The sequence below is a fragment of the Microbacterium sp. 67-17 genome, from assembly GCF_001898325.1.
GTDB lineage: Bacteria > Actinomycetota > Actinomycetes > Actinomycetales > Microbacteriaceae > Microbacterium > Microbacterium schleiferi.
Genome location: NZ_MKTR01000033.1, coordinates 23,974 through 36,405, shown reverse-complemented (window position 1 = coordinate 36,405; position 12,432 = coordinate 23,974). Strand labels below are relative to the sequence as shown.

Genomic DNA, 12,432 nt, shown 5'->3' with positions numbered 1-12,432 from the left:
CCTTCTGCCGACGCCTGCGCTCCTCGCGCTCCGGACTGATAGCCATGGTCTCCATGATGTTCTCCTTCGAGGTGAACCCCACTCACACAGACCATCTGACACCCCCGGCGCTCCTGGCCGGGTATGGGCCGGTCGACGCCGAAACCGCCCGCCGCCTTGCCGCGAACGCACCCGGCTGGGACCGGGTCATGACCGACCCCTACACCGGCGCCGTACTCGGCGTCGACCGATACCGGAAGAACAAAGACCTCGAACGACACCTCCGCGCAAGAGACGAACGATGTCGCTGCCCCGGATGCATCAGACTCGCACGAGGGACCGATGTGGACCACACCGTGGATGCCGCACGCGGCGGCCCCACCGAACACACCAACCTCGCCCACCTCTGCCGACGACACCACACCCTCAAACACGAAACCGCATGGCGCGTCCGCCAACTCCCCGGCGGCATCCTCGAATGGACCGGACCCACCGGCCGCACCTACCACGACCGACCACCGGGTGTCGTCACATTCGTACCCGACGAAACTACCGCCGCCGCGCTGAACGAGACCGCACCGTTCTAAGAGCCAGCCGCGGCACCACGACGCAGCACGCTGCCCTAGATCAGTGCGCTTGGGCAATGATGTGAATGATGAACATCATCCTGCGTCCCTGGACCCGCGCGGATGCACCGGCGCTCGTTGCAGCCGCCGCGAGCAGTCCGGATCTCGCGCCCCAATTCGGCGACGTCGCCCTGCACAGCCTCGAGGTCGCCGAGATATTCATTGACGAGTCCTTGCGTTTCGACGCGACGGCGAAGAACTGGGCAGTCGTTGAGGAGGGGGTCGCGGTGGGAAACGTCGGCGCATCGGCTATCGATTTTCGGCACGAAAGCGCCTGGATGTACTACTGGCTCGCAGCCGCAGCTCGCGGAAAGGGATACGCCACCGCCGGCCTCCTCGCGGCATCCAACTGGGCCTTCCGGAACGGACTCCACCGCCTCGAGCTCGGGCACCGCATCAACAACCCTGCCTCATGCCGGGTCGCCACCGCCGCCGGATACCAGCCCGAAGGGATCGAGCGCGAGAAGCTCAGGTACTGCGACACCCGGTATGACGTCGAGACGCATGCGCGACTTGCGAGCGATCCCACCCCGAGCACTCACGCGCCAGCACTGCCCCTCGTCGGTTAGGCCCTACTCCCCCAGCGCCGCAGGACCCTGCTCGACAAGGACACGGAATTGCGCGGCGTCGATGATGCGGATGCCGAGCTCCTCGGCTTTCGCGAGCTTCGAACCCGCGCCTGGTCCCGCCGCGACGAAATCCGTCTTCTTCGACACGCTCGAGGCAGCCTTCCCACCGGCAGCCATGATCGCCTCCTGCGCACCCTCGCGGGTGTATCCCTCAAGAGTCCCGGTAGCCACAACCGTGACACCCTCGAGAACGCCGCCCGAGGCGGCAGCAGCGCCAGGACCCGGATGCCCGGGAGTAGCAAGCTGCGCTCCGGCAGCCGCCCAGCGATCGACGATCTCCACGTGCCAGTCGACCTCGAACCAATCGATGATCGCATCGGCGATGATCGGCCCTACGCCCTCGACCGCGGCCAGCTCCTCGCGCGCTGCGCGCCGGATCGACCAGATGGACCCGAACCACTGCGCGAGGGCACGGGCAGCAACGGGTCCGACGTGCCGTATGTTCAGCGCAACGATGAACCTCCAGAGCTCCTTCGTTTTCGCCTTATCCAACTCATCGAGAAGAGTGAGAGCCTGCGCTGATGGTCCATACACGGGATGGTTCTTGCGGATTCCCCTTGCCCGACGCTCGGAGGTCGACAGTGTTTCCGTCCCTGGCGGGTAGGTGTGGTGGAGAACCTTCCGAAACGGATACTCGACAATCTCCTTGCCGTCGTCGTTCAGCTTCGGCTCACCTGTCTCTGGGTCGCGCACGACCACGCCGATAGGGACGAGGCGATTCGGCCAGAGATCGAACAGCTGCGCCTCAACGGGGGTTGCTCCCAGTTTCATGCTCCAGCGAATGCGAGGCTGTGCCGAGGCACCCCTTCGCCCGCGCACCGGGCGCGGACGAAGAAGGCGAACTCGCCGACCGAGCAGCGCGAGTGCTGCCGCCGTCACCTCGCCAAGCGCCTCGATATCGAGCGCCCCGCGAGATCCGATGTGCTCGACCCGCCCGCGCACCTGCGCCGGACATGACCTCGTGTTCGGGCACCGCAGGTCAATGTCGCCCTCTTTCGCAGGAGCCAACGGCGACCCGCATTCGGGGCAGTTCGCCGGCATGACGAACGCGCGTTCGCTCCCGTCGCGCAACTCGACGACCGGCCCCAGGACCTCGGGAATGACATCGCCCGCCTTGCGGATGACGATGGTGTCACCGATCAGCACACCCTTGGCCTTCACGACATCCTGGTTGTGCAAGGTCGCTTGGCGCACGACGCTGCCCGCAACCCGCGCAGGTTCCATGACGGCGAAGGGCGTGGCACGTCCGGTGCGCCCGACCGACACGACGATATCGAGCAGCTTCGTGTTCACCTGCTCGGGCGGGTACTTGTAGGCGATCGCCCAGCGCGGAGCGCGGCTCGTCGCTCCCAGCTCGTCATGGAGAGCGAGCTCGTCTACTTTCACCACAACACCGTCGATCTCGTGCTCGACATCGTGGCGATGCTCGCCATAGTGGCGGATGTAGTCGGCAGCGGCATCCACTGACTCCGCGACCGTGAAGTAGCGACTCACCGGCAAACCCCACGTCTCCAGCAACCCGTAGACCTCGCTCTGGGTCGCTACCGGAGGATTCGGCCAGGCACCGATGCCGTGAACGGTCAGTCGCAGCCGCGAGAGCCGTTCGTGCATCGCCTCGAGCTGGCGCTCGTTCTTGCCCTCACGCTTCTGCCGCAGCGACCCGGATGCCGCGTTCCGCGGATTCGCGAACAGCCGGTCTCCCATCGACTCCTGATACGCGTTGAGAGACTGAAAATCCGCGACGGTGAAGAACACCTCACCGCGCACCTCGACGAGCTCCGGATGCCCCGAGCCGGCGAGCGTCAGAGGGATCCCTGCCACATCACGGACGTTCTCGGTGACGTCCTCCCCGACACGCCCGTCACCCCGCGTGGCAGCCGACACGAGCCGTCCGTGCTCGTAGCGCAGCGACAGGGCGAGACCGTCGATCTTGAGCTCACACAGGTAGTGAACCCCGGCACCGGCATCCCGCTGCACACGTGCAGCCCAGGCGCGGAACTCGTCCTCGCTGAAGACGTTGTCAAGGCTCAGCATCCGTTCGGCGTGCTCGACCGGCGCGAAGAGCGTTCCGGATGCCGCGCCCACTGAGAGGGTCGGAGAGTCCTGCCCCTGGACCTCCGGGTGCAGACGCTCGAGCGCCTCGAGTCGCTGCATCCAGCCGTCGTAGGTGGCGTCGTCGACGAGAACCTCGTCCCGTCCGTAGTATGCGTCGCGCGCATCGACGATCAGGTCAGTCAGCCGTGCAGCCTCGGCGCGGGCGTCGTCGAGGTCAAGCCTCGCCAACTCCGCGTCATCGCTCATCGCAGATGCAGAGGAAGCGTCGTTCATGGCCACGACTGAAGTCTAGGCAGCGCCTACGACACCGCGCGGAGGCTCACACCTCGACGGGGACGGCGGAGCGCGTGCGATCGATCGTGAACTGGCCGATCACACGGGTTCCTTCGTAGAGCACTGCCGTCTGCCCGGTGGCGACACCGTCCAGCGGCAGATCGGGCGTGACCACGACCTCGCCGTCGACGAGCTCCGCGCGTGCCGGCACGGGATCGGCATGTGCCCGGATCTGCACGTCGCACGCGAAAGATGCCACACTCGGCGAGCGCCCCGCCCAGCTGACTCGCGATCCGGCGATCTCGGCAGTAGCGAGAGCCTCCTTGGGTCCCACGACCACTGTGTTCGTCACGGGCCGGATCTCGAGCACGAACCGCGGCTTGCCGTCGGGCGCGGGCCTGCCGAGCGCGAGTCCGCGCCGCTGCCCGACCGTGTAGGCGTGGGCACCATCGTGGGTTCCCACCTGCGTGCCGGAACGGTCGACGATGGGCCCCTCTGCGACACCGACGCGCTCTGCGAGCCAGCCCTTCGTATCGCCGTCCGGGATGAAACAGATGTCGTGACTATCCGGCTTGTGCGCAACGGTCAGGCCCCGCGCCTCGGCCTCGGCGCGAACGACAGCCTTCGACGGCGTCGACCCGAGCGGGAAGAGGCAGTGCGCGAGCTGATCGGCATCGAGCACACCGAGCACATACGACTGGTCTTTCGCAGCATCCGAGGCCCGGTGCAACTCGCGGCCTCCCGGCGTCTCGACGAGCGTCGCATAGTGACCGGTGCAGACGGCATCGAAGCCGAGCTCGATTGCGCGCTCCAGCAGCGCCGCGAACTTGATCTTCTCGTTGCAGCGCATGCAGGGGTTTGGCGTGCGTCCCGCGCGGTACTCGGCGATGAAATCATCGATCACCTCGTCGCGGAACCGCTCCGAGAAGTCCCACACGTAGAACGGGATACCCAGGCGATCGGCAGCACGACGGGCATCCATCGCGTCCTCGATCGTGCAGCATCCGCGGCTCCCGGTGCGCAGCGTCCCGCCTGCACGGGAGAGCGCGAGATGCACCCCGACGACCTCGTGTCCGGCATCCACTGCGCGCGCAGCGGCGACGGCGGAGTCGACTCCGCCACTCATCGCCGCCAGTACACGCATGGTCCCAGTCTACGAGCGGCCGTCTGGCCGGGGCCCGGATGCCGCTCGCGCGCGCTCGACCGCATCCGGAAGCACCCGCAGAGCCGCGTCGATGTCGGCATCCGTTGTGGAGCGCCCCAGCGTGAATCGCAGCACCTCGCGCGCCTCCCGCTCGGTTCTGCCCATGGCCGTCACGACGTGGGACGGCTCAGGAACACCCGCCTGACACGCCGACCCCGTCGAGACCGAGACGCCCGCCATATCGAGGAGGAAAAGAAGCGACTCCCCCGATGCGTCAGGAAAGAGGATGTGCGCGTTTCCCGGCAGGCGATCGATCGGATCACCGAGCAGTTCGGCACCCGCCACCGTCGCGAGAACTCCCGCGATCAACCTGTCGCGCATCACCGACAAACGCTCTGACTCCTCAGCAAGCTCCGCGACCGCGAGCTCAGCAGCCACCGCGAATGCTGCCGCTCCCGCGACATCCTGCGTCCCCGAGCGCAACCCTCGCTGCTGGCCCCCGCCGTGCAGCAGCGGATCCAACCGGGCAGAGCGGGCGACCACCAGCGCTCCGACCCCGATCGGGCCACCGACCTTGTGCGCCGACACGCTCATGGCGAGCAATCCGGCGCCGGGCCGAGCATCGCCCCGCAGCTGCGCGAAAGACACCGGCACATGCCCGAATGCCGCAATGGCGTCCAGATGCAGCGGCACGCGCTCGGCGGCTGCGGCCTGGGCAAGATCGGCTACCGGGTTGACCGTACCCACCTCGTTGTTGGCGACAAGAGCCGTCGCCAGCGCAGCGCCCGGGAGAGCCGCCGCGAAAGCGGCAGCGTCGATGGCCCCGCTGGTTGTGAGTGGCACACTCCGGATGCCGACCCCATCGCGCCGTGCGATCCATTCCACTGGGTCGATCGATGCATGGTGCTCGCCGTCGGGAAGCACGATGTCAGATGTTCCCGAGCGGCGCGTCTGCCAGAGCCCCTTCAGGGCGAGGTTCACGGCTTCGGTTCCGCCGGAGGTGATCACGATCTCGATCGGATCGCACCCGACCGCGGCAGCGAGCCGCTCCCGCGCATCCTCCAGGACTCGCCGCGCGCTCTGGCCATTCGCGTGGATCGACGACGCATTGCCGACGACCTCAGTCGCCTCCAGCCAGGCCTCGCGCGCCTCAGGACGCAGCGGAGTCGACGCGGCGTGATCCAGATAGATGCTCACGGAATCCACTGTGCCACTGACCCCGGTACTGCGGCGCGACAGCCGCCGAGGGCGCGCCTCGGGTCCCCGCGCCGTCGTTATGCTCTACGCATGCCGATCCCCGAGTCAGCTGTACTGTCGCGCGCCGACACGACCGACGCCGGTCTGTTGTCGCCGCGGTTCGACGACCTCGGCATCCGGCTGCATGACGGGGGCGGCACGCTTCGGATCTGGTCAGCGCACGCATCCTCGATCGACCTGCTGATCTTCGACAGCGACGACCTGGACTGGGTCGTCGAAACCGTTCCGCTGTCGCGAACCGACGGGGATGTCTGGTCGGGATTCTCGCGGAGGCTTCGCCCGGGAACGCACTATGCAATCCAGGTCGACGGACCCGCCGGTCCCGGCAACACCTTCAATCGATCATCGCTGCTGATCGATCCGTATGCGCGCGGTCTCGTGCAAAGCGGCTCCAGCGGATGGCGGTCCGTCGTCGTTGCCGGCGACTTCGACTGGTGCGGCGCGCGCAAGCCCCTGATCCCACTGGACCGCACGGTCATCTACGAGGGGCATGTCAAGGGGATGACCAAGCGTCATCCCGAGGTTCCCCCTGCCCTGCACGGCACCTACGCGGGACTCGCGCACCCGGCGATGATCGAGCACTTCACTGCGCTCGGGGTTACGAGCATCGAGCTGCTTCCGGTCCACCAGTTCGCCACCGAGCCCCGCCTGCTCGAACTGGGACTCACGAACTACTGGGGCTACAACACCGTCGGCTTCTTCGCCCCGCACGCCGCGTACGCTACAGAAGAGAACCGGCGCAAGGGTCCTGAGGCGGTGCTGCGGGAGTTCAAGGGGATGGTGAAGCTCCTGCACGAAGCGGGACTCGAGGTGATCCTCGACGTCGTCTACAACCACACCTCCGAAGCCGAAATCGGCGGCCCGCGATCGAGCTTCCGCGGTATCGACAACCGCGGGTACTACCGCCAGCACGCCGACGGCTCCTACATCGACGTCACTGGCTGCGGGAACAGCGTCGATACTGCCACGGATGCCGCCTCCCGCCTGGTCCTCGACTCGCTGCGGTATTGGGCCAACGACGTGCAGGTCGACGGCTTCCGCTTTGACCTCGCCACGACCCTCGGACGCGACCGCGAACATGCCTTCACGCCCGAGCATCCGTTGCTGCGGGCGATTGTTGACGACCCCGCGCTCGCGGATGTCAAGAAGATCGCCGAACCGTGGGACGTCGGGATGGGTGGTTGGCAGACCGGCAATTTCGGTCGGGGCTGGTTGGAGTGGAACGACCGCTACCGCGATCGCGTGCGCAATTTCTGGCTCAGCGATGTCGATTATGGCCGTCGCGCCACGACTGCACCCGTGGGGGTCGGCGGGTTCGCGACGCGCCTCGCAGGCTCATCGAATACGTTCAGCGCCGAGCGTGGCCCACTTGCCAGTGTGAACTTCGTCACGGCGCACGACGGTTTCACCCTCCACGATCTGGTTTCCTACGACGTCAAGCACAACGCTGCGAACGGCGAGCACAATCGCGATGGCGCGGACACGAACCGGTCGTTCAACCACGGCGCCGAAGGGGAGACGGACGATCCATTCATCCTCGCCACACGCCGCCGGGCGATGCGCAATCTGATGGGCACCCTACTGCTCTCTGCGGGAGTCCCGATGATCACCGCGGGTGACGAGTTCGGACGAACGCAGCACGGCAACAACAACGCCTACTGTCACGACGGCCCGCTGACCTGGTTGCCGTGGGAGCACGCGCCGTGGCAGGCAGACCTTTTCGCCCACGTCCAGCGACTCCTGGCCCTGCGCGCGCAGAACCCCGCGCTGCGTCCGAGTCGGTTCGCGCGCGACGACCAGGAGACGCCGTCGGCATCCGTCATGGACTGGTATGACGAGCACGGCGAGATGATGTCGGGCGCGCGGTGGGCTGATCCGACGCATCGCACGTTGCAGTACCTGGCTACCTCCACTCCCGAGGTCGAGGAACCCAACCGAACTCTCTTGGTGGTGCACGGCACCGAACGTCCGGCGACTGTGCTGCTGCCGCGCGTCGACGGCGTCGCTCGCTACCGCACAGTCTGGTCGAGCGAAGACGAACATCCGTCGACCGAGATCAGCTCGCACGAGCCCGGGTCATCCGTCGAACTCGGCCCGACCTCGATGCGCCTGTTCGTCGCCGACCCGGCCTGAGCCTTATCGGGCGCGCATTGTTGCCGACGGCGCGGCGCCTGTCCACACCTGTTCCCGCCGGTGGTGCGCGGGGTAGGTTCGAAACGTGGCAACCAGCAGACGCTCCCCCGTTTCTCGACCGTGGCGAAGCGCCACCGCAATCCCGGTGCGCCCCGCCTCACCGCTCGCACCGCCAGCTGACGCCGCGATGGGACGCATCCCGATGGTGCGGCCCCGCCCCGACACCCCTGACGAACGCTATAACCCCAGCGCCTTTCACGGGGAAGCCGTCGCCTTCGGCGTCACGGCATTCCGCGAGGGTCATGATCGCATCGGTGTTCACCTACGCCTGACCTCACCGTCGGGCGACGAGTCCCTTCACCGTCTGGAGCCCGCAGGTGACGGTTTCGACCGCTGGTGGACCGATGTGGTGCTCCTCGAGGAAGGGATCTGGAGGTTCCACTTCGAGGCCTTCGCCGACGACTTCGCCACCTGGCACCACGCGGCCCACGTCAAGGTGCTCGCCGGCGTCGATGTCCCCCTCATGCTGGAAATGGGTGCTCTGCTGTGCGAGCGGGGTGCCGACGAACGCGGCCGACCGGCAGCCGAGCGCCGGATGCTCACTGAGATGGCAGACCAGTTCCGTTCGGATGCCGTGAGCGACCCGCTCAGTCTCATCGACGATCCGCGTCTGGAGGCGGCGTTCACGGCTCGCCCGCTGCAGTCCCTCGTAACCATCGGCCGCGACCGTGAGCTGCTCGTCGAGCGCGAGCGCGCCGGAGTCGGGGCGTGGTACGAGTTCTTCCCCCGCTCCGAGGGCGCGAAGCTCCGCAAGGACGGCACTGTCAAGAGCGGCACCTTTCGCACCGCAAGCAAGCGCCTTCCTGCGGTCGCGCGCATGGGTTTCGACGTTGTGTACCTGCCCCCGATCCATCCCATCGGACAAAAGAACCGCAAGGGCCCGAACAACACGTTGACCCCGGGGCCAGGCGATCCCGGCTCACCGTGGGCGATCGGCGCAGCAGAGGGCGGGCATGACGCGGTGCACCCCGACCTCGGCACTCTCGCCGACTTCCGCGCGTTCGTCCGCGCGGCTGCCGCCGAGGGACTCGAGGTCGCCCTCGACCTCGCGCTGCAGGCATCCCCCGATCACCCGTGGGTGACAAGCCACCCGGAGTGGTTCACGACCCTTCCCGACGGGTCGATCGCGTACGCCGAGAACCCCCCGAAGAAATACCAGGACATCTACCCGATCAACTTCGACAACGATCCCGAGGGAATTCGCGCAGAGGTGCTGCGCATCGTTCGCCACTGGATCGCGCAGGGCGTCCGCATCTTCCGCGTCGACAACCCCCACACCAAGCCCCTCCAGTTCTGGGAATGGCTGATCCGCACGGTGAACGCCGAGCACCCGGAGGTCGTCTTCCTCGCCGAGGCCTTCACACGCCCGGCTCCTCTCCAGGGGCTCGCGATGGCGGGCTTCCAGCAGAGCTACACCTATTTCACCTGGCGCAACACGAAGGAGGAGCTCGAGGAGTTCCTCTCCTCTCTCGCCCACGAGACCGCCGACTTCTTGCGGCCGAACCTGTTCGTGAACACCCCCGACATCCTCACCGAGTACCTGCAGTATGGCGGGCACGCAGCCTACGTGATCCGCGCCGCTATCGCCGCGACCGCGGCGCCCGTCTACGGGGTGTATGCCGGCTACGAACTCTTCGAGAACGTCGCCCGACCCGGGTCCGAAGAGAACATCGACAACGAGAAGTACGAGTACAAGTTCCGAGACTGGGACGCGATCGATGCGTCGGGCTCGTCCCTCGCGCCGTTCCTCACTCGGCTCAACGCGATCCGCCGCGAACACCCGGCGCTGCGTCAGCTGCGCAATCTCACCGTCCACTGGAGCGATGACGACGCGATACTCGTCTATTCGAAGCACCTGGACGCTGCGCTCTCCCCATCCGGCGAGCCCGACACGATCCTGGTGGTTGTGAACGTCGACCCCCACTCTGTGCGCGAGACCACGGTCCACCTGGACACTCGCGTGTGGGGCGTCGAGCCGGGCGAGCAGTTCGGTGTCACCGACCTGATCACGGGGGCGCAGTGGACCTGGGCAGACCACAACTACGTGCGGCTCGACGCCTTCCGCGAGCCCGTGCACATCCTTCGGATTGAGGCACAGCGATGACCACGATCGACCCCGCCACGCTCGACGCCGTCGCGCACGGCAGCTATCACGACCCGCACAGCGTTCTCGGCATCCATCCCGCGGGCAAGAACACCTGGGTGATTCGGACCCGCCGGCCCCTCGCGGCGACCGTCACTGCCGTGTTCGATGGGGGCAAACGCGCCAGGCTCGAACACGTCGCTGCGGGCATCTGGGAGGGCACGGTCACCGGACCGCTCGGTTCGTACCGAATCGACGCGTCCTACGACGACGGGCCCGACTACCGGGCTGACGACCCCTACCGCCACCCCCCGACGATCGGTGAACTCGATCTGCACCTGATTCGCGAGGGACGTCACGAACGACTCTGGGACGTCCTGGGTTCTCACGTCCGCACCCACGAAGACAGCCATGGCACCTCGTTCGCCGTCTGGGCGCCGAACGCGCGCGCGGTGCGCGTCGTGGGCGATTTCAACGGATGGGATGGCGCCGCCCACGCGATGCGCTCGATGGGCGACTCCGGGGTCTGGGAGCTGTTCATCCCTGCAGCCGGCGAGGGAACCGTCTACAAGTACGAGATCCAGGGACCGGACGGGCAGTGGCGGCTGAAAGCGGACCCTCTGGCCCGGCGAGCCGAGGTTCCACCGGCCACCGGATCGGTCGTCACCGTATCCTCCTACCGCTGGGATGATTCGGGCTGGATCGCGCGGCGCTCCCAGAGCCGCCCCGTGACTGAGCCCATGTCGATCTACGAGGTGCATCTCGGTTCGTGGCGCCCCGGCCTGTCGTATCGCGACGCAGCCGACCCGCTCATCGAGCACATCAACGCACTCGGCTTCACCCACGTGGAGTTCCTACCCCTCGCCGAGCATCCGTTCGGCGGTTCCTGGGGCTATCAGGTCACGGGCTACTTCGCACCCACGAGCAGGTTCGGCAGCCCCGACGACCTCAAGTACCTCATCGATCGCCTGCACCAGGCGGACATCGGCGTCATCATGGACTGGGTCCCCGGACACTTTCCCAAAGACGAGTTCGCGCTCGCGAAGTTCGACGGCAGGGCGCTCTACGAGCATCCTGACCCACGTCGCGGTGAGCACAAGGACTGGGGAACGCTCATCTTCGACTACGGCCGCAACGAGGTCCGTAACTTCCTGGTCGCCAACGCGCTGTACTGGTACGACGAGTTCCATGTCGACGGGCTTCGCGTGGATGCCGTCGCCTCCATGCTCTACCTCGATTACTCCCGCAACGCGGGCGAGTGGGAACCGAACATCCATGGCGGGCGCGAGAACCTCGAGGCCATCCGGTTCCTGCAAGAGGTCAACGCCACGTGTTACAAGACGTTCCCCGGCATCAGCATGATGGCCGAGGAGTCGACGAGCTTCCCGGGGGTCACCGCCCCCACAGACCACGCCGGGCTCGGATTCGGGTTCAAGTGGAACATGGGGTGGATGAACGACAGCCTCGAGTACATCAAGCGAGACCCGCTGTACCGCTCATACCACCAAGGTGAGCTGAGCTTCTCGTTCGTCTACGCATTCAGCGAGAACTACGTGCTTCCCATCAGCCACGACGAGGTTGTGCACGGCAAGGGGAGCTTGTTCTCTCGGATGCCGGGTGATCATGCCGCCAAGCTGGCGAACATGCGTGCGTACCTGGCCTATATGTGGGCACACCCCGGCAAGCAGCTGCTGTTCATGGGGCAGGAGTTCGGGCAGATGGCGGAGTGGTCGGAATCGCGCGGGCTCGACTGGTGGACCCTCGACCAGCCGAGCCACCGCCAGCTCCAAGACTTCGTCAGCGCCGTGAACGGCACTTACCGCACGAACCCGGCCCTGTGGAGTCGCGACAACGACGGGTCTGCGTTCTCGCGCATTGGCGCTCCGTCCTGGAACCCGAACGTGCTGGCCTTCACCCGACGGGACTGGGACGGCAACATCGTCGCTGCGGTGTGCAACTTCTCGGGGTCGACGCTCTCGAACTACGCGCTCGATCTGCCCCACGGCGGAGTCTGGCGCGAGATCCTCAACACCGATGCGCACGAATACGGGGGCGCCGGCACCGGCAATCTCGGGATGGTCGTTGCGGGCGAGGATGGCAGAGCGTCAATGGTGCTGCCGGCCACGAGTGTGATCTGGCTGCGCTATGACCCCCAGGCGCGGGTTCCCTCAACCATCCGCGACTGACACAGCG

General features: G+C 66.6%; 8 protein-coding genes. 5 read left to right on the top strand and 3 right to left on the bottom strand.

The window, feature by feature from the left end; genetic code table 11:
* Both BGO47_RS13130 and BGO47_RS13125 read left to right on the top strand, forming a co-directional pair.
* Window positions 1-566: HNH endonuclease signature motif containing protein (locus BGO47_RS13130; RefSeq protein WP_292712583.1), on the top strand; the 566-nt coding region annotated here is incomplete at its 5' end.
* 68 nt (window positions 567-634) lie between these two features.
* Window positions 635-1,174, top strand: coding sequence for a GNAT family protein (locus BGO47_RS13125; RefSeq protein ID WP_292712581.1), 540 nt, complete (start codon window positions 635-637; stop codon window positions 1,172-1,174).
* 3 nt (window positions 1,175-1,177) lie between these two features.
* Here BGO47_RS13125 and ligA read toward each other — a convergent pair whose 3' ends face one another.
* The 3 genes from ligA to BGO47_RS13110 all read right to left on the bottom strand — a co-directional run bounded on the left by ligA (window position 1,178) and on the right by BGO47_RS13110 (window position 5,903).
* The gene (ligA, locus tag BGO47_RS13120) at window positions 1,178-3,535 is read right to left on the bottom strand and encodes an NAD-dependent DNA ligase LigA (RefSeq protein WP_292712587.1); all 2,358 of its coding nucleotides are present in this window, start codon (window positions 3,533-3,535) and stop codon (window positions 1,178-1,180) included.
* 73 nt (window positions 3,536-3,608) lie between these two features.
* On the bottom strand, window positions 3,609-4,706 hold the full coding sequence (gene mnmA, locus BGO47_RS13115) for a tRNA 2-thiouridine(34) synthase MnmA (RefSeq protein ID WP_292712579.1): 1,098 nt from the start codon (window positions 4,704-4,706) through the stop codon (window positions 3,609-3,611).
* A 9-nt stretch (window positions 4,707-4,715) separates the two neighbouring features.
* Window positions 4,716-5,903, bottom strand: a complete 1,188-nt coding sequence (locus tag BGO47_RS13110; RefSeq protein ID WP_292712577.1) for a cysteine desulfurase family protein — start codon at window positions 5,901-5,903, stop codon at window positions 4,716-4,718.
* Between the two features lie 90 nt (window positions 5,904-5,993).
* Here BGO47_RS13110 and glgX point away from each other — a divergent pair, with 90 nt between their 5' ends.
* The 3 genes from glgX (at window position 5,994) to glgB (ending at window position 12,425) form a co-directional block, all read left to right on the top strand.
* On the top strand, window positions 5,994-8,096 hold the full coding sequence (gene glgX / locus BGO47_RS13105) for a glycogen debranching protein GlgX (protein ID WP_292712575.1): 2,103 nt from the start codon (window positions 5,994-5,996) through the stop codon (window positions 8,094-8,096).
* A 202-nt stretch (window positions 8,097-8,298) separates the two neighbouring features.
* Window positions 8,299-10,260: a maltotransferase domain-containing protein gene (locus BGO47_RS13100; protein WP_292712585.1), complete on the top strand. Its 1,962-nt coding sequence runs from the start codon at window positions 8,299-8,301 to the stop codon at window positions 10,258-10,260.
* On the top strand, window positions 10,257-12,425 hold the full coding sequence (glgB, locus tag BGO47_RS13095; protein WP_292712573.1) for a 1,4-alpha-glucan branching protein GlgB: 2,169 nt from the start codon (window positions 10,257-10,259) through the stop codon (window positions 12,423-12,425). Before BGO47_RS13100 ends, glgB begins: the two co-directional genes overlap by 4 nt.
* Window positions 12,426-12,432 lie beyond the last annotated feature (7 nt).

Bases quoted from the DNA above. Each gene is read 5' to 3' on its own strand.
- BGO47_RS13125 (WP_292712581.1), top strand. From the start codon at position 635: ATGAACATCATCCTGCGTCCCTGGACCCGCGCGGATGCACCGGCGCTC.
- ligA (WP_292712587.1), bottom strand. From the start codon at position 3,535: ATGAGCGATGACGCGGAGTTGGCGAGGCTTGACCTCGACGACGCCCGC.
- mnmA (WP_292712579.1), bottom strand. From the start codon at position 4,706: ATGCGTGTACTGGCGGCGATGAGTGGCGGAGTCGACTCCGCCGTCGCC.
- glgX (WP_292712575.1), top strand. From the start codon at position 5,994: ATGCCGATCCCCGAGTCAGCTGTACTGTCGCGCGCCGACACGACCGAC.
- BGO47_RS13100 (WP_292712585.1), top strand. From the start codon at position 8,299: ATGGTGCGGCCCCGCCCCGACACCCCTGACGAACGCTATAACCCCAGC.
- glgB (WP_292712573.1), top strand. From the start codon at position 10,257: ATGACCACGATCGACCCCGCCACGCTCGACGCCGTCGCGCACGGCAGC.